At 65.9% G+C, this 26,077-nt stretch carries 26 protein-coding genes; 17 read left to right on the forward strand and 9 right to left on the reverse strand.

Features of this window, described 5'->3' with window-relative positions; translation table 11 throughout:
- Positions 1–240: 240 nt before the first annotated feature.
- The 3 genes from FGL98_RS26355 (at position 241) to FGL98_RS14965 (ending at position 3,805) form a co-directional block, all read left to right on the forward strand.
- The gene (locus FGL98_RS26355) at positions 241–2,091 is read left to right on the forward strand and encodes a biotin--[acetyl-CoA-carboxylase] ligase (RefSeq protein ID WP_186526190.1); all 1,851 of its coding nucleotides are present in this window, start codon (positions 241–243) and stop codon (positions 2,089–2,091) included.
- Positions 2,092–2,159: 68 nt separating this feature from the next.
- Entirely contained in the window at positions 2,160–2,840 is a 681-nt protein-coding gene (locus FGL98_RS14960; protein WP_146317857.1) for a response regulator transcription factor, read from the forward strand.
- Positions 2,841–2,845: 5 nt separating this feature from the next.
- The gene (locus FGL98_RS14965; protein ID WP_246136566.1) at positions 2,846–3,805 is read left to right on the forward strand and encodes a sensor histidine kinase; all 960 of its coding nucleotides are present in this window, start codon (positions 2,846–2,848) and stop codon (positions 3,803–3,805) included.
- On the opposite strand, the gene FGL98_RS14970 is transcribed toward FGL98_RS14965, so the two are convergent.
- Positions 3,802–4,281, reverse strand: a complete 480-nt coding sequence (locus FGL98_RS14970) for a GtrA family protein (RefSeq protein WP_246136567.1) — start codon at positions 4,279–4,281, stop codon at positions 3,802–3,804. The genes FGL98_RS14965 and FGL98_RS14970 overlap by 4 nt on opposite strands.
- A gap of 46 nt (positions 4,282–4,327) precedes the next feature.
- Between FGL98_RS14970 and FGL98_RS14975 the strand changes: the two genes are divergently transcribed.
- The 4 genes from FGL98_RS14975 (at position 4,328) to FGL98_RS14990 (ending at position 8,346) form a co-directional block, all read left to right on the forward strand.
- On the forward strand, positions 4,328–5,503 hold the full coding sequence (locus FGL98_RS14975) for a 5-(carboxyamino)imidazole ribonucleotide synthase (RefSeq protein ID WP_146317861.1): 1,176 nt from the start codon (positions 4,328–4,330) through the stop codon (positions 5,501–5,503).
- A 70-nt stretch (positions 5,504–5,573) separates the two neighbouring features.
- Positions 5,574–6,104 (forward strand): 5-(carboxyamino)imidazole ribonucleotide mutase, encoded by a 531-nt coding sequence (purE, locus tag FGL98_RS14980; RefSeq protein ID WP_146317863.1) that lies wholly within the window; start codon positions 5,574–5,576, stop codon positions 6,102–6,104.
- A gap of 43 nt (positions 6,105–6,147) precedes the next feature.
- Complete coding sequence (locus FGL98_RS14985) at positions 6,148–7,155, forward strand: LLM class F420-dependent oxidoreductase (protein ID WP_146317865.1); 1,008 nt, start codon at positions 6,148–6,150, stop codon at positions 7,153–7,155.
- 21 nt (positions 7,156–7,176) lie between these two features.
- The gene (locus FGL98_RS14990) at positions 7,177–8,346 is read left to right on the forward strand and encodes an acyl-CoA dehydrogenase family protein (RefSeq protein ID WP_146317867.1); all 1,170 of its coding nucleotides are present in this window, start codon (positions 7,177–7,179) and stop codon (positions 8,344–8,346) included.
- Positions 8,347–8,428: 82 nt separating this feature from the next.
- On the opposite strand, the gene FGL98_RS14995 is transcribed toward FGL98_RS14990, so the two are convergent.
- The gene (locus FGL98_RS14995; protein WP_246136568.1) at positions 8,429–9,781 is read right to left on the reverse strand and encodes an LCP family protein; all 1,353 of its coding nucleotides are present in this window, start codon (positions 9,779–9,781) and stop codon (positions 8,429–8,431) included.
- Between the two features lie 61 nt (positions 9,782–9,842).
- Here FGL98_RS14995 and FGL98_RS15000 point away from each other — a divergent pair, with 61 nt between their 5' ends.
- Genes FGL98_RS15000 through FGL98_RS15010 form a run of 3 tightly spaced genes read left to right on the forward strand, consistent with a single transcriptional unit; the run spans position 9,843 to position 12,633 of the window.
- Positions 9,843–10,886 carry a glycosyltransferase family 2 protein gene (locus tag FGL98_RS15000; protein ID WP_425460998.1) on the forward strand — a complete coding sequence of 348 codons (1,044 nt, stop codon included), beginning with the start codon at positions 9,843–9,845 and terminating at the stop codon, positions 10,884–10,886.
- Between the two features lie 27 nt (positions 10,887–10,913).
- Entirely contained in the window at positions 10,914–11,741 is an 828-nt protein-coding gene (locus FGL98_RS15005) for an ABC transporter permease (protein WP_246136569.1), read from the forward strand.
- Between the two features lies 1 nt (position 11,742).
- Entirely contained in the window at positions 11,743–12,633 is an 891-nt protein-coding gene (locus FGL98_RS15010) for an ABC transporter ATP-binding protein (protein WP_146317871.1), read from the forward strand.
- An 18-nt stretch (positions 12,634–12,651) separates the two neighbouring features.
- Here the strand turns inward: FGL98_RS15010 and FGL98_RS15015 are convergent, their stop codons facing one another.
- Positions 12,652–13,284 (reverse strand): CoA transferase subunit B, encoded by a 633-nt coding sequence (locus tag FGL98_RS15015; RefSeq protein WP_146317873.1) that lies wholly within the window; start codon positions 13,282–13,284, stop codon positions 12,652–12,654.
- A gap of 3 nt (positions 13,285–13,287) precedes the next feature.
- On the reverse strand, positions 13,288–14,058 hold the full coding sequence (locus FGL98_RS15020) for a CoA transferase subunit A (protein ID WP_146317875.1): 771 nt from the start codon (positions 14,056–14,058) through the stop codon (positions 13,288–13,290).
- Between the two features lie 148 nt (positions 14,059–14,206).
- On the opposite strand from FGL98_RS15020, the gene FGL98_RS15025 reads away from it, so the two are divergent.
- Positions 14,207–15,253 carry a putative sugar O-methyltransferase gene (locus tag FGL98_RS15025; protein WP_146317878.1) on the forward strand — a complete coding sequence of 349 codons (1,047 nt, stop codon included), beginning with the start codon at positions 14,207–14,209 and terminating at the stop codon, positions 15,251–15,253.
- A gap of 26 nt (positions 15,254–15,279) precedes the next feature.
- On the opposite strand, the gene FGL98_RS15030 is transcribed toward FGL98_RS15025, so the two are convergent.
- The 3 genes from FGL98_RS15030 to FGL98_RS15040 form a co-directional block, all read right to left on the reverse strand.
- The gene (locus FGL98_RS15030) at positions 15,280–15,981 is read right to left on the reverse strand and encodes a TIGR03089 family protein (RefSeq protein ID WP_146317880.1); all 702 of its coding nucleotides are present in this window, start codon (positions 15,979–15,981) and stop codon (positions 15,280–15,282) included.
- The gene (locus FGL98_RS15035) at positions 15,978–17,486 is read right to left on the reverse strand and encodes an aldo/keto reductase (RefSeq protein ID WP_281289184.1); all 1,509 of its coding nucleotides are present in this window, start codon (positions 17,484–17,486) and stop codon (positions 15,978–15,980) included. Before FGL98_RS15035 ends, FGL98_RS15030 begins: the two co-directional genes overlap by 4 nt.
- 123 nt (positions 17,487–17,609) lie before the next feature.
- Positions 17,610–18,656 (reverse strand): PseG/SpsG family protein, encoded by a 1,047-nt coding sequence (locus FGL98_RS15040; RefSeq protein WP_146317884.1) that lies wholly within the window; start codon positions 18,654–18,656, stop codon positions 17,610–17,612.
- Positions 18,657–18,834: 178 nt separating this feature from the next.
- Here FGL98_RS15040 and pseB point away from each other — a divergent pair, with 178 nt between their 5' ends.
- Genes pseB through FGL98_RS15055 form a run of 3 tightly spaced genes read left to right on the forward strand, consistent with a single transcriptional unit; the run spans position 18,835 to position 21,979 of the window.
- The gene (pseB, locus tag FGL98_RS15045) at positions 18,835–19,824 is read left to right on the forward strand and encodes a UDP-N-acetylglucosamine 4,6-dehydratase (inverting) (RefSeq protein ID WP_146317886.1); all 990 of its coding nucleotides are present in this window, start codon (positions 18,835–18,837) and stop codon (positions 19,822–19,824) included.
- The gene (locus tag FGL98_RS15050) at positions 19,824–21,002 is read left to right on the forward strand and encodes a DegT/DnrJ/EryC1/StrS family aminotransferase (RefSeq protein WP_146317888.1); all 1,179 of its coding nucleotides are present in this window, start codon (positions 19,824–19,826) and stop codon (positions 21,000–21,002) included. Before pseB ends, FGL98_RS15050 begins: the two co-directional genes overlap by 1 nt.
- A 5-nt stretch (positions 21,003–21,007) precedes the next feature.
- Positions 21,008–21,979, forward strand: coding sequence for a hypothetical protein (locus FGL98_RS15055; protein ID WP_222432198.1), 972 nt, complete (start codon positions 21,008–21,010; stop codon positions 21,977–21,979).
- Positions 21,980–22,042: 63 nt separating this feature from the next.
- Here FGL98_RS15055 and pseI read toward each other — a convergent pair whose 3' ends face one another.
- Entirely contained in the window at positions 22,043–23,134 is a 1,092-nt protein-coding gene (pseI, locus tag FGL98_RS15060) for a pseudaminic acid synthase (RefSeq protein ID WP_246136571.1), read from the reverse strand.
- A gap of 28 nt (positions 23,135–23,162) precedes the next feature.
- Positions 23,163–23,672: a UDP-4-amino-4,6-dideoxy-N-acetyl-beta-L-altrosamine N-acetyltransferase gene (pseH, locus tag FGL98_RS15065; protein ID WP_146317890.1), complete on the reverse strand. Its 510-nt coding sequence runs from the start codon at positions 23,670–23,672 to the stop codon at positions 23,163–23,165.
- A gap of 132 nt (positions 23,673–23,804) precedes the next feature.
- Between pseH and FGL98_RS15070 the strand changes: the two genes are divergently transcribed.
- The 3 genes from FGL98_RS15070 to FGL98_RS15080 are packed head-to-tail and all read left to right on the forward strand — an operon-like array spanning position 23,805 to position 26,042.
- Complete coding sequence (locus FGL98_RS15070; protein ID WP_146317892.1) at positions 23,805–24,056, forward strand: acyl carrier protein; 252 nt, start codon at positions 23,805–23,807, stop codon at positions 24,054–24,056.
- 17 nt (positions 24,057–24,073) lie between these two features.
- Positions 24,074–25,303: an AMP-binding protein gene (locus FGL98_RS15075; protein ID WP_146317894.1), complete on the forward strand. Its 1,230-nt coding sequence runs from the start codon at positions 24,074–24,076 to the stop codon at positions 25,301–25,303.
- Complete coding sequence (locus FGL98_RS15080; protein WP_146317896.1) at positions 25,296–26,042, forward strand: SDR family NAD(P)-dependent oxidoreductase; 747 nt, start codon at positions 25,296–25,298, stop codon at positions 26,040–26,042. Before FGL98_RS15075 ends, FGL98_RS15080 begins: the two co-directional genes overlap by 8 nt.
- Positions 26,043–26,077 lie beyond the last annotated feature (35 nt).

Genomic DNA, 26,077 nt, shown 5'->3' on the forward strand with positions numbered 1-26,077 from the left:
GCGTGCCGTCTTCTTGCCCTTGGCGTGCTGCTTGTCCACGGCCCGCGCGGATCCGGCATGCACTGCCTCATCCGTGCGAAGCCGCAGACCGGCCAGTCTTCCAGCCGTCGTATGCAGGTCAGGGCGGTCATCGGTGGGGAGGGCCGCATCGCTCATGAGGCATGACTGTAGTCGGGGCCCCGCGAAGTACCGAGGGAGGCATGAGGGGTGGCTTGGTGCGGTGGCTCTAGCCTTAGTGGTGTGAGTCACTTTCTCGATGGTGGGTTGTTGCGGCAACGGCTGTCCACGACGACCTGGCATGACACCGTCGTTCGCAGCGAGGTCGGTTCCACCAACGAGGAGCTGTTGATCGACCCGCGGCCGTGGCGGGTGCTGGTCGCTGACCACCAGACCACGGGCCGCGGCCGACTGGAGCGCAGCTGGGTTGCGCCAGCGGGCACCAGCATCGCCATGTCCGCTTCGATGCCCCTGCCGCAGGATGCGGGCAGGTGGGGCTGGGTGCCGCTGCTCGTGGGGGTCGCCGTCCGCAGGGCCTTGCTGCAGCTGACCGACCTGGAGCTCGGCCTCAAGTGGCCCAACGATGTGCTGGCCCGGGAACAGCCGGGTCGGGAATGGCGCAAGATTGCCGGGATCCTGTGCAACGCGACCGGTGGCAGCCACCCGGTGGTCGTCGTCGGAGTCGGCCTCAACGTCCACCAGACTGCTGCGGAGCTGCCGGTGGACACGGCGACCTCCCTCGACCTGTGCGGTGCCCACGTCAGTCGCGAGGACGTGGTCGTGGCGGTGCTCGGGGCACTTGCCGAAGTCGAGAAGGGCTGGGACACCGCGACCTGGGACGACAGGTACCGGTCGGCCTGCGTCACGCTCGGGCAGGAGGTGCGCATCCAGCTGTCCGAGGGGGAGGTGGCTCGCGGGCCGGCCGTCGACATCGACCGGATGGGTCGTCTGGTGCTGCAGACCCCGAGTGGGCTCGTGCCGCACGCGGTCGGCGACGTGGTGCATGTCCGACGAGAGCCGACCAGCACGGGCGGCCAGGCCGGCCGCGAGAGGTCGGCGGGCACGATGGCGCCCCCGGCGCGCGAGTCTCAGCTGGACCGTGCGGCTTTTGTCGACAGCCTGGAGGCCCGGCTGATGGGGTACCCGCGGACGATGCGGCGCTCCGACGTGGGCGATGCCGCGCAGGTGTCGGGCGACGAGGCGAGCAAGTTCTGGCGGGCACTCGGATTTGCCAATGCACGCGACGACGACGTGGTCTTCAGTGAAGCCGATGTGCAGGCCCTGTCTCAGGTCGACAAGATCGTCCGGGATGGGTTGCTCGACGAGACTACGGCTCTGGGTCTGGCTCGTGCCTTGGGGCGCACCACGGACCGAATGGGGATGTGGTCGCTGCAACTGGTCACCGACATGGTCAGCGGCGAAAACATTGCCGAGGTCGACAGCCAGCTGGCGCATGTCTCCGCCGAGCGTGTTGTCGACCTGGCCGCTCGACTGGAACCGCTGCTGCTGTATGCGTTCCGTCGCAACCTTGGAGTCGCGATCTCACGCCTCGTCGCGGACTCGGAGCCCGAGACGCACATCGGTGTCGTGCGGACGGTCGGTTTCGCCGACCTGGTGAGCTACACCCGCCTGGTGCGCCAGCTCAGTGAGCGTGAACTGGGCGCGCTCGTGCTGCGGTTTGAGGCGCTCGCCGCCGACGTGGTCAGCCAGCACGGGGGTGCTGTGGTCAAGATGGTCGGGGACGAGGTGCTCTTCTCACACCCCAACGTCGAAGGCGCCGTCAACATCGCCTTCGACCTGCTCCAAGCAGCCGAGCTCGACGACCTGATGCCTCAGATGCGGGTGGGTATGGCGGGCGGCCGGGTTCTTGCCCGACTCGGCGACATCTACGGCAACACGGTCAATCGGGCCAGCAGGCTGACTACCGTGGCTCAGCCGGGCACGGTGCTGGTCGATCCGGGGGTGGCCGAGCAGGCTCAGGCACTGCCGGAGGTCGTCGCGACGTCGGTGGATCCGATCGAGTTGCGCGGAATCGGGCACATGGAGCCATGGGTGCTGACCCGCCAAGCCGACGCCCCGGAGGGCCGGTCGTGACCGCGCTCTCCGCGACTACCCGTGCATACAGCGCATGGAATACGCAGCGGGTCGATACGATCGCCACCATGACGCGCGTGCTGCTTGCCGAGGACGATCCGGCCATTTCGGAACCGCTGGCTAGGGCGCTGCGACGTGAGGGGTACGACGTCGACGTGCGCGCAGACGGCCAGGGCGCCCTGGACGGCGCCCAGGACAACCCGGACCTGCTGATTCTCGATCTGGGGCTGCCGCTCATGAACGGACTGGAGGTCTGTCGCCGGCTTCGGGCCGGCGGGTCGTCCGTGCCTGTCCTGATCCTCACGGCCCGGGCGGAAGAGGTCGACACCGTCGTTGGGCTCGACGCCGGCGCCGACGACTACGTCACCAAGCCGTTCCGGCTCGCCGAGCTGCTGGCGCGCACCAGGGCGCTGCTGCGCCGAAACCTGCAGGAGGAGGAGCACGAGGGCGGGGCACTCATCCGGATCGATGCCGACGCCCGGCGGGCGTTCATCGGTGACAACGAGCTGCAGCTGACCGTCAAGGAGTTCGATCTGCTGCGGGTCCTGGTCCGTGAGCAGGGCAAGGTCGTGTCACGAGAGCAGCTCATGCGGGAGATCTGGGAGACGGCCTGGCTCGGGTCCACCAAGACCTTGGACATGCACGTGTCGGTGCTGCGACGCAAGCTCGGGGACGACGCGGCGCAGCCGCGCTTCATCACCACGGTGCGCGGGGTCGGTTTCAGGTTTGAGCCCGAGCACGGGGCCTGAGCGTCTTGCGGGACCGGTTGGTCCGTGCCGCGGCACGCGCAGGGGTCGCGGCGCTGCTGATCATGGTGGTGCCGCTGCTCATCGTGGTGCCCGGCTGGCAGCGCAAGGTGCTCGTGGTGGTGCTCGCCCTGATCGGCGGAGGGGTCGCCTGGTGGGTGATGGGCCGCGGTGTCGACGAGGTGGCCAGGCCGGTGAGCGACCTGACGCAGCGCGCCGAGCAGGCCGGCGACGGACCGGTCCTCTTCCAGCCGATGCGGACGGGAATCGATGAGATCGACCGAATCTCGCAGGTTTTCGAGCGGCGTGCCGGCGAGCTGACGCGCACGCTCGCTGCCGAACGGGAGTTTTCCTCCGACGCGAGTCACCAGCTGCGGACCCCGCTGACCGCGCTGCTGATGCGGCTGGACGAGATTTCGACCACCGACGACCTGGCGCTGGCACGGGAGGAGGCGCGGGTCGGCATCGCCCAGGTCGAGCGCCTGACCACGGTGGTCGACGAGCTGCTTCAGCGTTCCCGGCATACCCCGTCAGGGCCGGTCCCGACGATCTCGCTGGACTCGGTGATCGCGGCCCTGCAGCGGGAGTGGCAGCCGGCCTTTGAGGATGCGCGTCGCAGCGTGCGCGTCGGCGGTGAGCGCGGGCTGATGGTGGTGGCCAGCCGCAGCGGGCTGTCCCAGATCCTGTCGACACTGCTGGAGAACGCGCTCGCCCACGGCACGGGCACCGTGCAGGTGATGGCACGGCGCAGCGGGCCCTCGGTCGTCGTCGAGGTCAGTGACCGCGGCGAGGGTGTCGATCCGGCGATCGCCCCACGAATCTTCGAGCGGCGGGTGACGACGGGCGGCACCGGGCTGGGGCTCGCGCTGGCGCGTGACCTCGCTCAGGCCAACGGCGGCCGGTTGGAGCTGCGGAGTTCGCAGCCGGCGGTGTTCGCGCTGTTCCTCTCGGAGGGCGAGAGCAACTAGGGCGTATCCCGGGTGGGCGCGGCCGCTGCGACCTCGGGTTCGGTGAGGTCCTCGTTGACGAAGACGAACCGGCGGTAGGTCCAGAACCGGAAGAGGGTGCCGAGCGCGATACCGATGAACGCGTTGATGTTGAGCCACAGGGCGCCCTGGGCGTTCAGCAGGTAGTGCGCGAAGGCCACCCAGCCTGCCGACATCGCGAGAGCGACCCCGTTCACGGCGAAGAAGAGCGCGGCCTCGTGATGGACCGGTCTGTTGTGGCGGTGCCGGAACGTCCAGAAGCGATTGCCCACCCAGGAGAAGACCGTGGCCACCCCACCACTGATGATCTTCGCGGTCGTGACCTTGTGCTCCAACGACCCGCTGACCAGCCAGTTGAAGCCGCCGAGGTCGATCACGAAGGAGACGACGCCGATGATGCCGAACTTGACGAGTTCGCGCCACAGCACGGAGACGGTCCGTCTCAACTTGTCGATCACGACACGAGGGTACGGGCGAGTATGCAGTGCTCGTTAAGGTGGGCCTGTGACGGATGCACTGCGCGCCCCTGGAGGCTTCCCGGTTGTCGGCATCATCGGGGGTGGGCAGCTCGCCCGGATGTGCCAGCCACCGGCGGTCGCCCTGAGCCTGACCCTGTCCGTGCTCAGCGAGTCGCCGGATGCGGCCGCGGCGCTCGTGGTGCCGTCCGCGCCGGTCGGGCAGAAGGACGACGTCGAGGCGATCCGGGCGTTCGCGAGCGGCTGCGACGTCGTGACCTTCGACCACGAGCTGGTGCCGCTGGATGTGCTGGCAGCGCTTGAGGCAGACGGCGTAAAGATGCATCCCAGCCCGAAGGCGCTCGTCCATGCACAGGACAAACTGGTGATGCGCCGCCGGCTCACCCAGCTCGGCATACCCTGCCCCGCCTGGGCGCAGGTCAGCGACGTCGCCGAGCTCAAGGCGTTCGCCGACGTGCATGGACTGCCGGTCATCCTCAAGACGCCCCGCGGCGGCTACGACGGCAGGGGAGTGCGCGTCATACACGATCCGCGGGACGCCGCCGACTGGTTCGCGCACAGGGAGCCGCTGCTGGCCGAGGAGGCGGTCGACTTCACCCGTGAGCTTGCCGTCATGGTGGCGCGCAGCCCGTCGGGCCAGGGCGCCGTCTGGCCCGTCGTGCACACGGTGCAGACCGATGGCATCTGCACCGAGGTGATCGCACCGGCACCCGACCTGGACGGCGACCTGCAGGGCGCCGTCACCCAGGCCGCGCTGCGCATCGCCGGTGAGCTGGACGTGACCGGGGTGATGGCGGTGGAGCTCTTCGAGGTGCAGGACAGGGCCTCTGGGCGTCCGACGTTCGTGGTCAACGAGCTCGCGATGCGCCCGCACAACAGCGGCCACTGGACCATCGACGGGTCGGTGACCAGCCAGTTCGAGCAGCACCTGCGCGCGGTCCTCGACCTGCCGCTGGGTGAGGTGACAGCGCGCGCGCCGTGGACCGTCATGACCAACGTCCTCGGCGGCGACTACCTGGAACTCTACCCGGCCTACCGGCACATCCTGGCGCGGGATCCCGGGCTGAAGGTGCACCTCTACGGCAAGGGCGTGCGCCCGGGCCGCAAGATCGGCCACGTGACCGTATGCGGCGGCGACCTGGACGCGCTGCGCGCCCGCGGCGCGCACGCCGCCGACTATCTGCAAGGAACGGTCAAAGAATGAGAACCCCACAAAGCCACCCCACAAAGTTCTCCGCTCGCAAGCTCGCTCCGATACTTTGCGGGGGCCCCACATGAAAGCCGCACGACAACCTGTCGTCGGCCTGGTCATGGGCAGCGACTCCGACTGGCCGGTGATGAGCGAGGCGGCCACCGTGCTGGAGCAGTTCGGGGTGCCCTACGAGGCCGATGTCGTCTCGGCCCATCGGATGCCGCACGAGATGGTCGAGTACGGCGCCCATGCGGCCGAGCGTGGGCTGCGCGTGATCATCGCGGGTGCCGGCGGCGCCGCGCACCTGCCCGGGATGCTGGCCGCGGTCACGCCGTTGCCGGTGATCGGGGTGCCGGTGCCGCTGAAGTACCTGGACGGAATGGACTCGCTGCTGTCGATCGTGCAGATGCCCGGCGGCGTGCCGGTCGCGACCGTCTCGATCGGCGGAGCCAAGAACGCCGGGCTGCTGGCAGTGCGCATGCTGGCCGCCGGCACCGACGACGAGGCCACCAGGCTGCGCGCGGCGATGGTGGACTTCCAGGCCGACCTCAAGCAGGCGGCCCACGCCAAGGGTGACGCGCTGCGCTCTCGCGTCGCCGACCAACACGACTGAGCCGGTTTGATCGGTTGGCCCGGCACTGACCAAGGAGTTCATGATGAGATTCGGCTTGTTCATTCCGCAAGGCTGGCGTTTTGATCTGGTCGGCATCGACCCGGCCGACCACTGGCGGCTGATGTCCGATCTGGCCAAACGGGTGGACGCGTATGACGGGTGGGAGTCGCTCTGGGTCTACGACCACTTCCACACCACCCCGGAGCCGTCACACGAGGCGACCCACGAGGCCTGGAGTCTGATGTCGGCGTTCGCCGCAGTGACCGGCCGGGTGCGGCTGGGGCAGATGTGCACGTGCATGAGCTACCGCAACCCGGCCTACCTGGCGAAGGTCGCGGCCACCATCGATGTGATCTCCGGCGGACGTGTCGAGATGGGGATCGGCGGCGGATGGTACGAGCACGAGTGGCGCGCCTACGGATACGGGTTCCCATCGGCGGGGGAGCGGCTCGGGCGACTGCGGGAGGGAGTGGAGATCTTCCGGCAGATGTGGACGCGGGGAGAAGCGACACTGGACGGGAAGTACTACCAGGTCGATGGGGCCATCTGCGCGCCCAAGCCGTTGCAGACGACCAGCTCGAGCAACGCCATACCGATCTGGATTGCCGGCGGCGGGGAGAAGAAGACCCTGCGGATCGCGGCGGAGTATGCCGACTACACCAACTTCGACGGCACGCCTGAGGTGTTCGCGCACAAGAGCGAGGTGCTGGCGCAGCACTGCAAGGACGTCGGCCGCGACTTCGGTGAGATCACCAGGACCGCCGACTTCAACCCGGTGATCGGCGAGACGCAGCAGGAGGTCGAGGACCGGCTCTCCTGGTATGAGTCGCACGCGATCAAGGCCGGTTTCGAGCCGGAACGCGCCCGGAAGATGGCGGACGACCTGCGCTCGCAGCCCCTGGTCGGCACCGTGGAGCAGGTCGTGGAGCGCTTGGCAGCACTCGAGAAGGGCGGGCTGGCCTACGCGATCAGCTACTTCATCGACGCCGCATACGACACCAGGTCGATCGACCTGTATCAGCAGCAGGTGATCCCGCACTTGACGAAGTGACTCGCGGGTAGGATCACGCCTGTGACTGGAAACAAAGACTTCGACCTGTTCAAGATCAACGAGGACCACGAGGCTCTCCGCGAGGCCGTGCGTGCCGTTGCCGAGGACAAGATCGCACCGCATGCGGCGGAGGTGGACGAGAAGAGCGAGTTTCCGCAGGCCGCCCTCAAGGCGCTGGTCGCCTCGGACTTCCACGCTCCGCACATCGCCGAGGAGTATGACGGGGTGGGCGCCGACGCGCTCGCGACCTGCATCGTCATCGAGGAGGTCGCGCGAGTCTGCGCGTCCTCCTCGCTGATCCCCGCCGTCAACAAGCTGGGCACGATGCCGGTGATCCTCGCCGCCTCCGACGAGCTCAAGAGCACGTACCTCCCGCCGGTCGCCAAGGGCGACGCGATGTTCTCCTACGGACTGTCCGAGCGGGAGGCCGGCTCCGACACCGCGTCGATGCGCTGTCGGGCCAAGGCCGACGGCGACTTCTATGTGCTCAACGGGCAGAAGTCCTGGATCACCAACGCCGGCATCTCCCAGTACTACACCGTGCTGGCGGTGACCGATCCCGACGGCGACCGCGGTCGCAACATCAGCGCCTTCGTGGTCGAGAAGTCCGACGAGGGCTTCTCCTTCGGTGAGAAGGAGCGCAAGCTCGGCATCAAGGGCTCACCCACCCGGGAGCTGCACTTCGAGGGCACGCGCATCCCGGCCGACCGGATGATCGGTGCGCCGGGTGAGGGTCTGAAGATCGCGCTGCGCACCCTCGACCACACCCGCGTCACCATCGGCGCGCAGGCCGTCGGCATCGCGCAGGGTGCCTTGGACTACGCGCTCGGCTACGTCAAGGAGCGCAAGCAGTTCGGCAAGGCGATCGCCGAGTTCCAGGGCCTGCAGTTCATGATCGCCGACATGGCGATGAAGCTCGAGGCGGCGCGGCAGATGGTGTATGTCGCGGCCGCCAAGTCCGAGCGGGGCGACGACGATCTGCCGTTCTTCGGTGCGGCGGCCAAGTGCTTCGCCTCGGACGTCGCCATGGAGGTCACCACGGATGCGGTGCAGCTGCTCGGTGGCGCCGGTTATGTCCGGGACCACCCGGTGGAGCGGATGATGCGCGACGCCAAGATCACCCAGATCTACGAGGGCACCAACCAGATCCAGCGCATGGTGATGGCGCGGCAGGTCCTCAAGGGCATCTAGCCATCCCTCTCCGCCGAGTGGACCAAATAGAAGTACTCCACTCGGGGTGTATGTGCTCCACTCGACGGGGGGAGGGGCGGGCTCAGGGTTGGACGTTCACCGACTTGTCGTTCTTCAACGCGTCGAACATTGCGAGCGCCTTGGTGCGGTCCCATTGCACCGCGTCCTGGCCGTCCACGAAGTAGTTGGCGTTCCCGATCGGCACCTGCACGGAGTTGCCGCCGTTGGTGATGCCCTTGATGGTCCACATGATCTTCAGCGCGGTAAGGGGCGACATCCCCTTGTTGACCGCGATGCCCTGGGCGCCGGACTCGCCGATGCTCTTCAGCCGCCACGGCACCAGCAGGCGACTGGGGCTGGCGACCTTCTTCATCAGGGCAGCGAGGAACTCTCGCTGGTGCTGCACTCGGGCCAGGTCGCCGGTGGCGAACGCATGTCGAGAGCGGACATAGCCCAGCGCATTGGCCCCGTCCAGGACCTGGCAGCCCTTGGGCAGGTTGATGTGGGCGTAGGAGTCCTTGACCGCCTCAGGGAGGCACATTCGCACCCCGCCTACGGCATTGACGACACCGGCGAACCCGCCGAAGCCGATCTCCATGTAGTCGTCGATGCGCAGGCCGGTGGAATTCTCGATGGTCTGGACCAGCAGTTTGCCGCCGCCATAGGTGAAGGACGAGTTGATCTTGCCGCTGCCGTGCCCGGGGATCGGCACCCAACTGTCACGCGGCACGCTGACCAGCGTCGGGGATCCGCTGGCCGGCATGTGCAGGATCATGATCGAGTCCGTGTGTGCGGCTCCGGCCGACACGTTGCTGCCGCCGGTGCCCAGCTTGTGGGCCTGCGCGGAGGTGAGCCCGGCGCGTGAGTCAGACCCGACCAGCACCACGTTGGTGCCCTTGCCCGCCGGAGGACGGTTGCTGGTGGGAATGGCATCCACCTTGGCCACCTTGCCCCATATCGCGTAGCCGGCGTAGAGCAGACCGCCGATCCACAGAGCCAGGATCACGACGAGCGCAAGCAGGCCTCGGCGCCACGGATGCTTCCGTCGGCGGCGCGGCGGTGCTTCGCGCCGGCCACCTCGGCCATCGTCATACCCGGCCCGCGGACCGCCGGGACCCCCGCCCACCGGGCGCTGACGTGCTGGGCCGCTACGCGGTGGTGCGCCGCGCCCGGGCGCGGCGCTCGTGCCTCCACGGCTTCCGGCCGGCATCGCCCGGGTGGCGTCGTCCCGTTGGGGGTGCCTCTCGCCTGCGGGGGGCTGCCCGCCGGAACCGCGCGGCGGCCGCTGGGGGAGCCGCCCGGCGCGCTGTTCCGACCCTGGACGGCGGACCGGAATCTGTTGCGGTTCCTCGGCGGGGCGTCGGGCTTCGCGGCGAGGCCGTCGGGCCCCGCCGCGGCGCGTGTCGACGGTGTAGGCGTCATCGTCATCGGACATCGCGCCAGAGTAACCCGGCCAGATGAGTGATCCGCTCAGCCGCGCATGTAGCCTGGCGCTCGTGTCGAGCGCTGATTCCTCCCCGCTACAGGGTATTTCGGTGGTGATGCCGATCCTCAACGAGGAGCGTCATCTCGCCGAGGCGGTTCAGGCCGTCTTGAACCAGGACTGGGACGGGCCGCTGGAGCTGATCCTGGCCCTCGGTCCCTCGACCGACGGGACGCGCACGGTGGCAACGCGGCTGCGTGACGCGGATCACCGCATACGCCTGGTCGACAACCCGTCCGGACGCACGCCAGACGGGCTGAACGCCGCGCTCGCGGTTGCCGACTACGACGTTGTATGCCGTGTCGACGGGCACGGCATCCTCTCGGCCGGATACCTGCGAACCGCCGCGCGCACGCTCGAGGAGACCGGGGCGGCCAACGTCGGCGGCATCATGGACGCTCAAGGCAGCACGCCGTTCGAGCGTGCCGTCGCCGTCGCGATGAAGTCCAAGATCGGCGTCGGTGGAGCGAAGTTCAAGCTCGGTGGCGAGGCCGGCCCGGCGGAGACGGTGTATCTCGGTGTATTCCGGCGCGAGTGGCTGCGTCGCGTCGGCGGCTACGACCCGAGGTTCAGCAGGGCACAGGACTGGGAGATGAACTACCGGATCCGAGCGCAGGGCGGGCTGGTCTGGTTCACTCCGGACCTGCGGGTGGACTATCGGCCACGTGGCTCGTTCAGCGCACTGGCCAGCCAGTACAAGCAGTACGGCCAGTGGCGACGGGTGGTTGCACGGCAGCACAAGGGATCGTTGAACGCAAGGTACCTCGCGCCACCGACTGCGCTGGCCGGTGTCGTCGTCGGGTCTGTTGGCGGACTGTTCTGGCGGCCCCTATGGGTGATTCCTGCCGCATATGGGGCTGCGGTCACCACGGGTGGGCTGGCCATCTCCACAGGTCAGGACTCGGCGGTAAGCCTGCGGGTTCCTGCTGTTTTGGCCACGATGCACATGGCATGGGGCTGGGGTTTCCTCACCAGCAGAATCCGGCTCACCGACGATCTTCCGGCGGCTTCCAGCGTCGGAAGGATAGCCTGTCTCGGCCCCGTTCCGGATCGGTAGCACGGCAAGGATGAGATGTCAGTAGCGATGCGTATACGACGCATGGTCGAATTCCGCAGGGTTTTGGTGATCCTCGTGCGGCGCGACCTGCGCGTGCGGTACGCCCGTAGTTGGTTGGGTTACGTCTGGACGCTCATCGACCCCCTCGCCATGTCACTGGTCTACGCTTTCGTTTTCGGGGTGATCTACGGAGTGAAGGCCAACGGGAACGCGTCGATCAATGCGCGTACCGATGGCATCGATATTGTGCTGTTCGTGGTCTCCGGTCTGCTTGCCTGGAACTGGTTCAACATGTGCATCAACGAGACCGCACGCGCCCTGTCGGCTGAACGCCTGTTGGTCCGCTCCACGAACATTCCCCGCGAGATGTGGGTGGTGCGGGTTGTGCTGTCTAAGGGGATCGAGCACCTGATGTCGATGCCGATCTACGGCGCGTTCATCCTGTACTTTCTCCTCCGAGGCGAGGTGCACGTCAACTGGGAACTGGTCTATATCATCCCGGCCCTGGTGATCCAGCTGATTCTATGTATAGGCATGGGCCTGGTCATGGCCCCGGTCACCGCGATGGTTGACGACTTCATTCGCGTTGTGCGGATCGTGCTGCGGATGGGCTTCTACCTGACCCCGGTCGTCTACTCGGCCAACTATCTGGGCACGAAGCTGCCCTGGGCCATGCATCTGCAGCAGCTCAACCCGCTGACCGGGATAATCGACATGTACCGATGTGGGATCACAAGTCATTACACGCCCGACTACCACGCGTGGATCTTCTCGATCCTCGTCTCGCTGGCGTGGTTGTTCTTCGGGATGTGGGTGTTCCGCAAGCTCGAGCCGGCCATCCTGAAGGAGATCTGACATGGCCGTTGCATGGAGAACGAAACCTGGCGAGCCCGTGATCGAGGTAAAGAACCTCGGTGTCGAGTTCCTTCGTGGCCGTAGGCGCAATCTGTCGCTGCGCGAGATTGTGTACCGGCGACAGGCGACGCACGTCAAGGACACCTTTTGGGCGCTACGGGATCTTTCCTTCACCGTGGGCCGTGGCGAGGCGGTCGGCCTGGTCGGAGCGAATGGCGGCGGCAAGTCGACGCTGCTGAAGATGATCGCAGGCACCCTGTTGCCTGACGAGGGTTCGGTCGAGACCAAGGAGGGTGTCGCTCCCCTGATCGAACTCACTGGAGGCTTCATCGGTGAGTTGTCGGCGCGCGAGAACATCTACCTGACCGCGGGACTTCACGGGATGTCGACCCGAGCAATTGACGAGCGCTTCGAGGAGATCGTCGACTTCGCGGGTCCACAGGTCCGCGCCGGCCTCAACCTGCCCTTTCGGCACTTCTCTTCCGGTATGCAGGCCCGCCTCGGCTTCGGTGTGATTACCTGCCTCGACGAGCCGATCCTTCTGGTCGACGAAGTACTGGCGGTGGGTGATGTGGCCTTCCGGGAGAAGTGCTATGACCGAATGGAGGTGTTGTTGGAGGAGGGGCGCACTCTCTTTCTCGTCTCGCACTCCGCTGCCGACCTCATGCGCTTCTGCACCCGAGGGATCTTTCTCAGGCAAGGTCAGTTGGTCGATGACGGCCCGATGGACCTGATCATGGAGCAATACATGCACGACACTATGGGCGACCGCTACACACCTCCGACGCCGGAGGAGCGAGAGGAAGAGCGACAGAAGCGCGAGCAGGCCAAGGAAGAGCGTCGACTGGCTCGGCACGCCACGCGCGAGCAGCAACAGGTCCGGAATAACTAGGGACCGGCCGCCTTCACGTCAGGCAGTGCGCAATGTGGGTCCTGTCTTGGCGCGGACCTCATCCTCTGTGGCGCCCGGTGCGAGCTCGCGCAGTACCAGTCCCTGACCGGTGACGTCGATGACGGCGAGATCGGTGATGATGCGCTGCACCACGCCCTTGCCGGTCAGCGGCAGGGTGCATTTTTCGAGGATCTTCGGGGACCCGTCCTTGGCTGTGTGGTCCATCAGCACGATGACCTTCTTGGCACCGTGCACAAGGTCCATCGCCCCGCCCATGCCCTTGATCATCTTGCCGGGAATCATCCAGTTGGCGATGTCGCCGTCGGCCGAAACCTGCATGGCGCCGAGAATCGCGGCGTCGACCTTGCCGCCGCGGATCATCCCGAAGCTGGTGGCAGAGTCGAAGATCGACGCCCCCGGGCGAAGCGTCACGGTCTCCTTGCCGGCGTTGATCAGGTCGGGGTCCTCGTGCCCGGCGATCGGGTATGCCCCCACACCGAGCAGGCCGTTTTCGGACTGCAGCACCAGCTCGACGTCGTCGGCAACGTAGTTGGGCACGAGTGTCGGCATACCGATCCCGAGGTTGACGTAGTCACCGTCCTGCAGCTCTCGCGCGGCGCGGGCGGCCATTTCATCGCGGGTCCGTGGCATGCTTCAGGCCTTCCTGGTGGTGCGTCGTTCGATCCGTTTGTCATCGACCTGCTCGGCGCTCAGCGGCAGCACACGGTGCACGTAGATGCCGGGTAGGTGAACCTGGTCGGGGTCCAGTTCACCCGGCTCGACCAGCTCCTCTACCTCCGCGACCGTGATCGTGCCGGCCATCGCCGCCAGCGGGTTGAAGTTGCGCGAGCTCTTGTTGAAGACCAGGTTGCCGTGCCGGTCGCCCTTGGCAGCACGAACCAGTGCGAAGTCGGTGACAATCGCCTCCTCGAGGCAGAACGTGCGAGCGCGCCCTGCGAGGGTGAACTCGCGGGTCTCCTTGGCGGGAGAGGCGACCTCGACACCGCCATCCGGCGAGTACTTCCACGGCATCCCGCCGTCGGCGACCTGGGTGCCCACTCCGCTGGCGGTGTAGAACGCGGGAATGCCGGCACCCCCAGCACGCAACTTCTCCGCGAGCGTGCCCTGTGGGGTGAGCTCGACTCGTAACTCACCTTGGAGGAACTGCCGCGCGAACTCCTTGTTCTCGCCGACGTAGGAGGCGATCATCCGAGTGATGCGCCTGTCCCTCAGAAGAATCCCGAGACCCCAGTCATCCACCCCGCAGTTGTTGGAGACGACGGTGAGGTCATCTGCGCCCTGGTCATGGAGTGCCTTGAGGAGCACACTCGGTATACCGCAGAGGCCGAAGCCGCCAACGGCCAGCGACGCCCCGGAGGAAATGTCTGCAACGGCATCGGTTGCGTAAGAGACGACTTTGTCCATGCTCGGGACTCTAGCCGTCCTGCTCACGCAACCTTCCGTTCGGGTCTGAGCTCGTGAAGAGGTAGGGCGTCATTGTGCTTCGACGTGGCTTCCGGCCTCAGAGATGATCCGTCGGTAGTCTGACGGGACAACAGCTCAGGAGGCCGCTTTGAGACATGGTTCACGCCAGGCGTGGAACGCCCTGACAGATCGCTCGCTGGCAGGCATCAAGAGCGCTGATCCGGTGTATCGGCCGACGAACTTCTGGGGACCTGGTCTGGAGCAGCTGCTCGCCGACATGAGTACCCACGGGTTGGAGAAGTTCAAGTCCTGGCCGAGCGCACGAGTCTGGTTCTATCCGACCTACGGCAGCGGATTCAGCGAGGCGATGATCAAGGAGTTGACCGAACACAGCCGCACGATCAACTCCCGCACCAATCCCGGTTTCATCTTCTCCGCGCTGTCCGGCGGGTACGAGGCACGCCGCGACTTCGATGCAGCCTGCCTCGCCTGGAACCAGGACCGCTGGCCAATGGACTTGTTCGGCTACGGCGAGAGCGAGATCGGCCAACGTCCGCAGGGATTTTCCGTGCTGGAGCCGGGGCCCTTGAAGTACGGCCGAGCGTACGCCAACTATCTGCTGTGCCTCGCGGCCCTGTCCAATCACGTCGATAAACCACAGACCTCGTTCCTTGAGATCGGTGGCGGGTACGGCGTCCTGGGCGAGATCGTCATGTCACGAGACCAGCGGGCGCGCTACGTGGATCTGGATATCCCACCACTGCTGACGGTAGCGTCCTATTACCTGACCGAGCTGTTCGGCCAGACGAAGGTGCGCGTTTTCAACGAGGACGTGCCGAGCAGCGGACCCATCGAGCTGTCATCATCGGCTGTGCTGCCCAACTGGCGCATCGACGACGTGCACGGTGACTTCGACGTCTTTGTGAACTCGTTCTCCTTCCAAGAGATGGAGCCGCCGGTCGTCGACCACTACATCAGTGCGGTCTGCGACAAGGGAGTGCGGTACGCGGTCTCACTCAACTCCCGCAACGGCAAGCCGAAGGCGGCGTCCGCAGGGGACTGGGGCGCGCTGGATCCGGTGAGGTCGGCGGACATCGTCAAGATGTTCGAGCGGCGCGGCTATTCGCTGCTGAGTCAGTACGACCAGCCGTTGATCCGCGGGGCGGCCCAACTGGTGATCCTCAAGCGAGACTGACCAAAAAACGGCCACAGAATGCTGGCTCAGCCAACCGTTGGTGTCGCTCCCTCAATCTGCAACCGCCGGTCCAGCATCATGGCGTCGGGATCGCGGATGAGCAGCACGGATCCATCTGCGGCCCACGTGTCGAGGGCGCCGCGCAGCACTGCTGCGGCGTCGACGACGTTGAGGTACCTCCTGCGCCGATCTCGTGCGGCGGGCACGCTCACCAGGTCCCGATAGGTTGTCCGAATCCCGCCGGCGATAAGTGCAGTATCCGAATCTTCGGGGCTGGCCCAGGCATCGAAGTGGTCGGCATAGGTTGACAGTTCGGCCGCCTCGTCCAGCGCACCGGACGGCAGCGGGTTGGGGCTCATTCGTGCCAGCGCCGCAAGCGTGACCAGGATGAGATCACCGGTCCCGGCCCGGGAGGGGTCATCGGTGACCAGAATGTCGGCATTGGTCACGCCGTCCAACGTCACGGTCGCGCCAACCGCCCAGCCCGCCATTGCCCAGTAGAGAGTGCGCCAGTGTTGTGGGGGAAGGTCAAGACCGATGGTGGTGCCCGGCGCGGCCTCGAACTCGTCCTGTAGTAGGTTGGCCGCCTTGGCAATCCAGTTGGCAAACACTTTGGCAGACAGTTCGATTCGCTCGCCGCGGGTTTGGCCCGGCGTGTCGTCGTAGAAGGTGACGCGCGGCGCGGTTTCATCCTGGCGGATCAGTGCGAGGACGTCGGCTGGTGTCATCGGCCCGCCTCCGCCATCCGGTGATCGACCTGCGCGATCTGGTCAGCCGGTAAGGGCTCTGCAGCCATGAGCGTGAGGTCCTGTCGCAGCTGCTCGGTATTCGTGGCCCCGAGCGTTACCGACGTGACGACGCCATGGCCGAGGACGTAACTGAGGCACAGGTCGGCCACATCCGCGCGGCCAAGCTCCGCGGACAGTGACTCCAGGGTTTTCGCTCCCTCCGCTGTCGGATCCAGCAGGGCACCCCCGGCGAAGGTGCTGTGGGTGCTGAGCACGATACCGCGCTCGATGAGGGCTTCGACGTGATCGCCCAGTCCCCCGGACAGCACATTGAATGGCAGCGTGAGGTAGTCCAGCCCCTCGAGTTCGAGCGCCATTGGGAGTTCGGCGGTTCGCTGCAGGCACACGCCGACCAGTCCGACGATGCCGTCGCCCTGGTATGCCCGTAGACGTGCCCAACCAGCGCCGCGGTCCCGGCAAGCGTCGGCGAGGGTTGGTAGCAGGGCCGCAGCAGCCTCGCGTCGGCCAAGCTCGGCAAAGGTTCGCTCCAGGCTGGTCTCGACCCGTAGGGCCGCAGCACCCTCCGTCAGGGGGGCGAGCCGGGAGATGACCTTCAGGCGGCGGGTCAACTGGGGCTCGACACCTGCGTGAAGTCTTCGTTCGGCCAGTTCCTGTGTTCGCCCCACTTCCACATGACTTACCCCACGCTCGACGGCAGCGGCCAGGATCGCGCGCACCTGGTCCGCGCTTGGTGCGGCCTGGCCGCTGAACTGGTCCGTTCCCAGGACCAACCGACTCTGGCGCAGGTGACCCTGGCCACGTGAAGGCACAGTCGGACCGTCCACCCGGGCATCTCGGACGATACGGTCCATCAGTTCCGCCCAGGGCACTCGTACTGCGTCTGTGGTGCTGTCGAACAAGAGGCAGGCGCGGTCGAAGTCGCTGAGGGTGTCGACGGTGCACCGGTAGCGCGTCGGCTCGCCCGGGTTCTTTGCCGGGACGAAGAGCAGTTCACCCAAGGTGCGCCGCAGCCACGGAGTCACGTGCTCGCGGTCATATGCGTCCTGTGTTGTGGCCGCCGCGTCGCGAAGGGCCTGTACGGAGAACCCCTCCGCGCCGAGTCCTTCGGGGACCTGGTCAATGTCGACTCGTCCATAGGCATGTCCGGAGGCATCCATTGCGGCCAGCAGTTCGTCTACGAGGTCCGCGTCGGCGACAGGGTTGTCACCGGTCAGGCGGACGACACGGTCGGTCGGCGCCAGATCTGAGGTGGCCAGTACAAACCGAGCGAGCACATCGTCCAGCGGGCCACGAACGACGGGGATCTTCACTCGGGCAAGATGATTGGCGATCAGGCTGTCGTAGTGCTCGTTGCTGGTAGCGACGACCACTTCGTGACCGGACCGGGATGCGCGGCGGGCAACCAGCTCGACGAGTGGCATCCCCCCGATCGACATCAAAGCCTTTCCCGGTAGTCGTGACGAGTTGAGACGTGACTGGATCACGATGCGGGTGCGTGGCAAGACGACCTCCGATCGGGCTGAACGGGACGACTGCAGGTTACGTCACCACGGCAACATGGAAGTGGTGGTGGGCTGGCACTGAGGCAAGTGTGGTGCGTTGTGGTCTCAGGAGTTCAGCGCCCGATGCCGCGCTGCCAACGCGTCGACGACTCGAGCTCGACCCTGCCCGTCCACCGCCAGTTGGCCGCTTCGAGCCAGCTGCGCGCGAAGGGGTGCATCGCTTAGGAGGACACGCAGCCGGTCGATAGCGATGTGTCGGGCACGGGGTTGCTCTCGTAGCTCAGCCAGGAGGCCGATCGGCGCCGCGAGCGCGCTCGCGACGATTCGACGGTACCCATCACGCTGGTTGTCGACCACGCAGACCACTGCGCATGGCACCCCGAGGCACAGCATCTCCCAGATGGAGGACCCGGCCGCGCTGATGACGAGATCACACCCGACTGCTATCGCCGGCAGGTTCCGGGCGGGTGGCACAACCTCGACCTGCTGGCCGGACTCTGTCGGCAGCGACCGGAGCGCCTCGCCCAGCTCGGCGCGGGCGGCGACGGCGATCAGGTGGACCGGCGCGCCGGTGGCCAGCAGCAGGGGCACGATGGTCGGTGATGCGCCGAACGGGTCTGTCCCACCGAAGACGGCGAGCACCCGCGGAGGTGATCTCGTCGTCAAGGGCAGGCCACGCCTGTGTTGAAGCACCGAGTCGCGGAAGAGGGCATAGTCCAACCCTGCCAAGAATCCACCGGGATCTTGGCCCGCGGCGGGCTCTGCACCGAGGTTCTGATCGACGTAGAGATCAGCGCTCTGACCCGCGCCGAACTGGTAGTCAACGATCGCGAGCACGGTGATCTTGCGAGCCCGCAACTGCACACCACACTGAGGGGGCAGACCGTATCCATCGAGGACGACTGCGTCCACGGTCAGCTGAACCGCCAGGTCAGCCAGCTCGTGCGCGCGTTCGGGCGCCGCGACCTGGCGGATGCCGCGCTCGGCGTAGAGCTGCTCGACCCACTCGACACCGCCCAGGTCGCCGAGCAGCAGCACCTCGATACCCCGGGCCTGGAGTTCCTCGGCCAGTGCCAGGCAGCGCACCACATGCCCCACACCGAGTGTCGGCGAGGCGTCGCAGCGCAATGCGACCCGGCGCAACTGAGGCAACTGTCCCGTCCCTTCGCGATCCACAGGTTGGGCATGACGGTCGTGTCGACCTTTGGGCCGACCTGTCTGAAATGCTAGCCTCGACGACGGTCGGTCCGCGCGGCAGTGCCCGGGCGGACGGCCACCTATTTCCCCAAGTTCGCCGCTGGCGGACGCTGTCAGTTTATGGGAGCTGTGCGTGAGCATTCTCGAAGGATCGAACATCCTGGTCACCGGAGGTACTGGGTCATTCGGCAAGGCGTTCATCACCAAGTTGCTGCGTGATGTGAAGCCCAAGCGAGTGGTCATCTACTCCCGCGACGAGCTCAAGCAGTGGGAGGTCCGCCAGATGTTCAAGGACGACCCCCGCTTGCGCTGGTTCATCGGTGACGTCCGGGACCTCGACCGACTGCGGCGGGCAATGCACCAGGTGGACTATGTTGTCCACGCCGCGGCGCTGAAGCAGGTGGACACCGGCGAGTACAACCCGTATGAGTTCGTCAAGACCAATGTGCTGGGCAGCCAGAACGTGATCGAGGCCGCCATCGACTCCGGGGTCAAGAAGGTCGTAGCGCTTTCGACGGACAAGGCGTCGAGTCCGATCAATCTCTACGGTGCGACGAAGCTGACCGCTGACAAGCTGTTCATCACGGGTAACCACTACGCAGCGGCGTACGACACCCGATTCGCGGTCGTACGGTACGGCAACGTCACCGGGTCGCGCGGATCGATCATCCCGAAGTTCCGCAAACTGCAGGAGAACGGCGAGTCCTTGCCGATCACGGATCTTCGCTGCACTCGCTTTCTGATCACGCTGCCGCAGGCCGTGCAGATGGTCCTCGACACCTTCGAGATGATGCAGGGCGGTGAGCTTGTCGTGCCGCACATCCCGTCGCACATGGTCACGGACCTGGCACAGGCGGTTGCGCCAGGTGCCAAGATGCACGACATCGGTCTGCGACCCGGTGAGAAGCTGCACGAAGAGATGATCAGCCCCGAGGAGGGCCGGCGTGCCGTCAAGGTCATGGATGGCAAGTACTTCGTCATCCAGCCTGAGCTGGCGACCTGGGGCTACAAGCCGCTGAACGACGCCGAGCCCGTGGCCGACGGATTCCATTACGCCTCCAACAAGAACGACATCTGGTACTCCGCCGAGGAGATCCGGAAGATCCTGGAGTCAGGAGTCTGATGAGTCTCGACCCCGATGATGCGAGGTGGAGCACGGTCGCCGGGTCCGTGCTGCCGTATGGGCGTCAGACCATCGACGAGGGTGATGTCGACGCCGTCAGCCGGGTGCTGCGCGGCGACTGGCTGACCACGGGGCCGGCTGTGGACCAGTTCGAGGCGGGCATTGCGGGCTGTGCGGGCGTGAGTCATCCCGCGGTGGCCGTGAGCTCGGGTACGGCCGCGCTGCACACCGCCTACGCCGCGTTGAAGATCGGTCACGGGGACGAGGTTGTCACCACGCCTCTGACCTTCCTGGCGACGGCGACGTGCGCCATCTGGCAGGGCGCGACCGTAAGGTTCGCCGATGTGAGTGAGGACACTGGCAATCTTGACCCGGACGCGGTGGCGGCCACCGTCACCGGCCGGACCAAGGTCGTTGCCGGTGTCGACTACGGCGGCCATCCCATCGATGCGCCGGCACTCTGCAAGGTCGCCCACGATGCGGGCGCGATGCTGCTCGAAGACGCGGCGCACAGCATCGGCGGTTCGCTGAACGGCACGCCGGTGGGGGCGCTGGCCGATGTCACCACCTTCTCGTTCTTCCCGACGAAGAACCTCACCACGGCAGAGGGCGGCGCCGTCGCCTCCAACGATGCGGAACTGCTGACCCGGGCCCGCGCATTCAAGGGCATCGGGATGGTGCGGGACAGCCGCCTGATGCGCAGCAAGGACGTGGGCGCCTGGTACTACGAGATGCCTGAGCTCGGGCTCAACTATCGGCTACCCGATGTGCTGGCGGCCCTTGGCGCGAACCAGTTGAAGCGACTGCAGTCCTTCAAGGCTCGTCGTCAGGCTATTGCAGACCGGTACCACGCGGGGTTCGGTGGTCTTGACGTGCTGCGCTTGCCGACGCACCGGCAGGGAGCGGACCCGATGTGGCACCTGTTCCCGCTGCGCATCCAGGACGGTCGTCGTCGACAGCTGTTCGAGTACTTGCGAGAGAACGGCGTCGGCGCACAGGTCAATTACGTCCCGGTGTACTGGCAGCCCTACTTTGCCGACCTCGGTTACCGGCGGGGCATGTGCCCAGTGGCCGAGAGCTACTACGAGCAGGAGATCTCCCTGCCGATGTTCCCTTCGCTCGCCGACTCCGACATCGATCGAGTCATCGACCTCATCCGCATCTTCGTCGAGGGCTGACCGCTATGCACCACGCAAACCACTTCTACGGCCACGCGCACATCATGGCGCGGTATACCCAACTGGCCGAGGTCCCGCGCATCTGGGGATACCTGCAGCACGGGTGGAACACGCACGACGGCTTTGCCGTCGGGACCTCCTTCGCACCGAACTTCCCGAAGTTGGTGTGGTCCGACTCCGTGGCTCGTCGTGGTTGGGTGGCTGGGCTACGCGACTACATTGTCGTGGCGTCCCCGTGGGCCTACCTGCTGCAGATGAGCAAGCAGGACGAGTGGGAGGCATCCGAGCCGGAGCGGGAGGGGACTCTGGTGTACCCGTTCCACGGATGGGAGCAGCAGAACATCATCGGTAGCCATGACACCTATGTGAGGCAGATCAAGGAGGTCGAGGGTGATGTCCCTATCACCATCTGCCTCTACTGGAACGAGTACCAGGACGAGTCGGTGCGCCGGTCCTACGAGGATGCCGGCTTCCGGGTGATCTCCCATGGCTACCGGGGTCACCTATGGAAGGGCACGGATGTGTACTTTCTGGACAAGCAACTGGACGAGCTGCGTCGCCACAAACGAGTCATTAGCAACCGGATCGGTAGCGCGCTGCTCTACGCGGTCAGCGTCGGCGCTGAGATCGGTGTCTATGGTGACCCGATGATCCTCGAGGCCGAGCGGGCCGCGCTTGGTGGCAGGGAGAAGCAACTGCGGCTCTATCCCGACCTGCATCAACCGTTCATCCCGATGAACTACGCGAAGGAACTGGCCCGTTACGAGCTGGGCCAGGACGTCATGCTCAGCGCGAACGAGGTGCGAGAGGTCTTCGGGTGGCAGCATGCGCGGCGTGCAGTAAGCGGCCAGACCCCGATCATGGGCCTGTCCTCGATGGCGGAGGGCGGAGCCGACACCAGTGAGCAGCTGAGTCACATCCCGACCGATGACGAGAAGCGAGACGACGCCGACGACGCGGTCCTTGACGGGCAGTAGCCGGGACACCGACCAGAGTCGGCTCCGGGCATCCGGTGCTACCCCGGCCCTGCTCGTACTCCGCTAGACCAGGTCCCAGGACAACGCGGTCCCGCGCGAGACGTCCTGGGTGAAGGTGCGTCCCAAGACGACCGAGAACAGGTCGGGGGCCAGGCCGAGCGCCGGGCGGATCGACCGCACGTTCGCTGCGGTGACGAGGTCGCCCGCGTGGACATCCTGCACGACATACAAGGACCGGCGAAAACGTAGACCCTCGCGCTCGGTGGCCACCGCTCCGATGCGCGGCTGCCCGAGCGCCTGCCACGCGGTCCGGGACTCCCGAACGAGCGCGTTGAGCTCCTGCGGCTCGAGCGAGAACGACGAGTCGACGCCACCGCCGTCACGGGCCAGCGTGACGTGCTTCTCGACAACGCAGGCGCCCAGGGCAACCGCGGCGAGGGCGGCACCGATCCCAGTGGTGTGGTCCGACAGGCCGATCGGTGTGCCGAACGTGTCCCGCATCAGGGGGATGCCGCGCAGGTTCGACTCGCTCGGATCGGCCGGGTAGTCAGCAGTGCAGGACAGCACAACGATCTGCTCGTTTCCGGTGCTGCGCGCGGCCTCGACAGCCGCATCGATCTCGGAGACCGACGCCATCCCCGTGGAGATGATCATCGGCTTGCCCTTGCTCGCTGCCAACCGGATCAGCGGAAGGTCGACGATTTCCGAGCTCGCGATCTTGTAGGCCGGGGTGTCGAGGTCTTCGAGCAAGTCGATCGCGGTCGGGTCGAACGGGCTCGAGAATGCCACAAGGCCAAGCTCCTTCGCCAGGCTAAAGATCGGCTCATGCCACTCCCACGGGGTGTGTGCTTCCTGGTAGAGGTCCCAGAGGGTTCGTCCGCCCCACAACTCATGACCTTCCGACAAGCGGAAGTCCGGCGCGTCGGACTCGATCGTGATCGTTTCTGGCTTGTACGTCTGGAGCTTGACGGCCTGTGCACCCGAGTCGGCTACCATGCGCACGATCTTGAGCGCGGTGTCGAGGCTTCCGTCGTGGTTGCCGGAGACCTCGGCGATGATGAACGGCTCGGAGTGCGCGCCGATGGTATGCCGACCGATCCTGATCTCGGGCATACCTGACAGCCTGTCGGTCGTCGACGTACTGGGCTTGCTCATCGGTTGTGGCTCCTGACTGGTGGCGTGGTCATGACTGGCGCGTCGCGGACGGGTGAGTGCGGCGGATCGTGTGCACGATGACGGTCGTCCCATCGATCTCGCGTTCTTGAGTGTCGATCTCCTCGAACCCGTTGCGGCGGTTCATCCGTCGCACAGCGGCATTCTGGTCCAGCACCTCACCGGACAATGTGTCGAGGGCGAGTTCGGCATCGGCATACTTGACCGCCTGGCGCTGGATCTCGATCCACGCAGGCAAGGTCTCACCGCGGAGCTCGAGTCCCTCGTTGTCGAGGTAATAGCCCCACATGGCTGAGCGCCGCTTGTGATCGATGTCGAAAAAGTTCACGACGCCGCTGCGCACCCCGTGACGAACGTAGATGAGGACCTGGCGAGTGTCGTCCGACTGGACCGCGTCCCACCACGCATCGTGCATCTGCGGGGTGATCTCATCGCGAGTGAGCGAGACGGCCCGCACCTGAGGGTGGTTGCGCCATAGGCGGACAACTTCCTTGTCGGCTTCTCTGGCAGGACGAAGCAACTGCGCCTCCAGTTGTTGGCATGCTCCAAGGGCGCGTTTAGACTACAGCAGGTCGCACGTGACGCTGCTATTCCCTGGCCGCGTGCGGCAACCAGAGTCAGAGTCCGTTTGTCGATTGTTAAGGCAGGTTTGATGAGCACGCTGAGCCGCGACCGGGTCCGCACCATGATGGGGGAGGTCCTCAGCGCCCAGGGTAAAGATCTGCCCTCCGATGACGACACCCGGCTGAATGCCATCGGGTTCCGTTCGCTCGACTTCTCCGAGCTTGCTCTGCGAGTCGAGGACGAGTTGGACGCCGAGCTCAACTTCGACGCACCCGGATTGCGGTCCGTCGAAACGGTGTCCGACGTGCTGGACTTCATCGACCAACTGCAGTCCGCCTGAGCGCGGAAGCGGCATCCGTGAGCTCGCATGCAGGCCCCGCTGGTTCTGACAATCGCATCGTCGCCCACGGATTCGACGGCACCTGGGCACAACTTGATGGTCGGACGACCCTTGCACTGCCACCCGCCGGTGCAGTTCTGGCGAACAACAACTTCGAGGCCGCTCAAGCCGTCTGGGCACACGCCACCGGCGAGCGCGAGACGCTGATCGCGTCGCCGAGTCGGATAGGGGATGACCAGGCCCTGGAGTTGCGGAGGTCTGGCCTTGCCGTGGTGCGCGGTGAGCAGGTCGAACCGGCCCTCATCGACCGCGCCCCCGAGGTCGGCCGCATCTGGTTGCTCACGAGCGGCAGCACCGGACGCCCCAAGCAGGTTGCTCACACATTGGAGAGCCTGACCACCGTGAGAGGTGAGCAGCCTCCGCGGACTTGGTTGTGTCCATATGCCACCGGCGCGTACGCCTGGTGGCAGGTCGTCACCATGTCGCTGAGTCTGCCGGGGCAGGACGTGCTGTTTGTGGAGCCCGGGCAGATGGACAGCTGGCCGCAGCAGGCGCTCGACGCGGGAGTGACTGCGGCGTCTGGCACACCAACGTTTTGGCGGCAGGCACTATGGCGTTCTGCAGAGACTGTTGCGCAACTCGATCTGCGGCAGGTGACTCTCGGCGGAGAGCCGGTCGATCAGTCGATCCTGGATCGCCTTCATGAGGTGTTTCCGAAGGCAAGAGTCTCCTGGATCTACGCATCGTCAGAGGCCGGCGCCGCCATTGCGGTGCATGACGGTCGGGCCGGATTTCCGACGGCGTGGCTCGATCGCGAAGTAAACGGACGCCCCCGGCTGTCTGTGCAGGACGATGAGCTGATCATCTCCTCGCAGCATGCCGCGGAGGGGATGAGCGGGGCGATCCGTACCGGCGACCACGTCGAGGTTGCCGACGAACGTGTGCTGATCACGGGCCGCATCGCGTCCGACGAGATCAACGTGGGTGGTTCGAAGGCTTCCGCAGCCAAGGTGCGTGCGGTGCTGCTGGAGCACCCGAAGGTGGCTTGGGCCACGGTGCGTGGCCGCAAGGCCCCACTCGTCGGAAATGTCGTTACCGCGCAGGTCGTGTTGGACGCACCTGACGCGGTCTCGGATGCAGACCTGGTTGCCTGGTGCGCCGAACGCCTACCTGATTACGCCGTACCCAGGCGGCTGCGGTTATTGCCCGAAATCCCAATCAAGGAGACGTTGAAGAGTGATGTCTGACACCCCCGCCATTCCTGCTGCATCGTGTGTGCTCGTCTCTGGTGGATCCCGTGGCCTCGGCCTGGCATTGGTCGAAAGAGCGCTTGCCGGTGGTGCCAAAGTCGCGGCGTTCGCCCGCACAGTCACCCCGGAACTCGCAAAGATCGCGGCGGACCACCCGGAGGACGTCTTCGTCGGTTCGGTCGACATGACCGACAACACGGCGGTCGGGGCCTTCATCAAGGAGGCTTGCGCCAAGCTCGGCCCGCTTGATGCACTGGTGAACAACGCTGCGGTCGGGCAGGACTCGCTGCACGTGCATACATCGCCCGAGCGCATCGGCCAGATCATCGAGACGAACCTCACGTCCACACTGTTGCTGACTCGTGCGTTCTTGCGGCACGCAATGGCGAAGTCGGGCAAGGGCCGGGTCGTCATGGTGACATCGGTGTGTGCCCAACGCGGTTACGCGGGACTGGTCAGCTACTCCGCCACCAAGGGCGGATTGGATGCGGCTATGCGTGCTCTCGCTCGCGAGATGCACGGACGATTCCTGATCAATAGCGTTGCCCCTGGATTCTTTGCCTCCGAGATGTCGTCCGTGCTGGGAGCCGAGCAACTGTCGACAATTACCAGACGGACACCGACCGGTCGCCTGGTCGAGCCCGACAACATCACCCCGATCGTCGGGTCCTTGCTGTTCGACGACACCAATATCAACGGTCAGGTCATCACCGTTGATGGCGGCGGGTCGATCTGAGCGGCGGGTCGACGGAAGACGAGCCCGTCAGGTCC

Source organism: Leekyejoonella antrihumi, assembly GCF_007845645.1.
Lineage (GTDB): Bacteria > Actinomycetota > Actinomycetes > Actinomycetales > Dermatophilaceae > Leekyejoonella > Leekyejoonella antrihumi.

What these genes read in the sequence shown, in the direction of transcription:
- FGL98_RS15055 (WP_222432198.1), top strand. Translation starts at nt 21,008, where the DNA reads ATGCACCACGCAAACCACTTCTACGGCCACGCGCACATCATGGCGCGG.
- FGL98_RS14995 (WP_246136568.1), bottom strand. Translation starts at nt 9,781, where the DNA reads ATGTCCGATGACGATGACGCCTACACCGTCGACACGCGCCGCGGCGGG.
- FGL98_RS14985 (WP_146317865.1), top strand. Translation starts at nt 6,148, where the DNA reads ATGAGATTCGGCTTGTTCATTCCGCAAGGCTGGCGTTTTGATCTGGTC.
- FGL98_RS15010 (WP_146317871.1), top strand. Translation starts at nt 11,743, where the DNA reads ATGGCCGTTGCATGGAGAACGAAACCTGGCGAGCCCGTGATCGAGGTA.
- FGL98_RS15005 (WP_246136569.1), top strand. Translation starts at nt 10,914, where the DNA reads ATGCGTATACGACGCATGGTCGAATTCCGCAGGGTTTTGGTGATCCTC.
- FGL98_RS15015 (WP_146317873.1), bottom strand. Translation starts at nt 13,284, where the DNA reads ATGCCACGGACCCGCGATGAAATGGCCGCCCGCGCCGCGCGAGAGCTG.
- purE (WP_146317863.1), top strand. Translation starts at nt 5,574, where the DNA reads ATGAAAGCCGCACGACAACCTGTCGTCGGCCTGGTCATGGGCAGCGAC.
- FGL98_RS15070 (WP_146317892.1), top strand. Translation starts at nt 23,805, where the DNA reads ATGAGCACGCTGAGCCGCGACCGGGTCCGCACCATGATGGGGGAGGTC.
- FGL98_RS15020 (WP_146317875.1), bottom strand. Translation starts at nt 14,058, where the DNA reads ATGGACAAAGTCGTCTCTTACGCAACCGATGCCGTTGCAGACATTTCC.
- FGL98_RS14960 (WP_146317857.1), top strand. Translation starts at nt 2,160, where the DNA reads ATGACGCGCGTGCTGCTTGCCGAGGACGATCCGGCCATTTCGGAACCG.
- FGL98_RS15030 (WP_146317880.1), bottom strand. Translation starts at nt 15,981, where the DNA reads ATGACACCAGCCGACGTCCTCGCACTGATCCGCCAGGATGAAACCGCG.
- FGL98_RS15080 (WP_146317896.1), top strand. Translation starts at nt 25,296, where the DNA reads ATGTCTGACACCCCCGCCATTCCTGCTGCATCGTGTGTGCTCGTCTCT.
- pseI (WP_246136571.1), bottom strand. Translation starts at nt 23,134, where the DNA reads ATGAGCAAGCCCAGTACGTCGACGACCGACAGGCTGTCAGGTATGCCC.
- FGL98_RS15050 (WP_146317888.1), top strand. Translation starts at nt 19,824, where the DNA reads ATGAGTCTCGACCCCGATGATGCGAGGTGGAGCACGGTCGCCGGGTCC.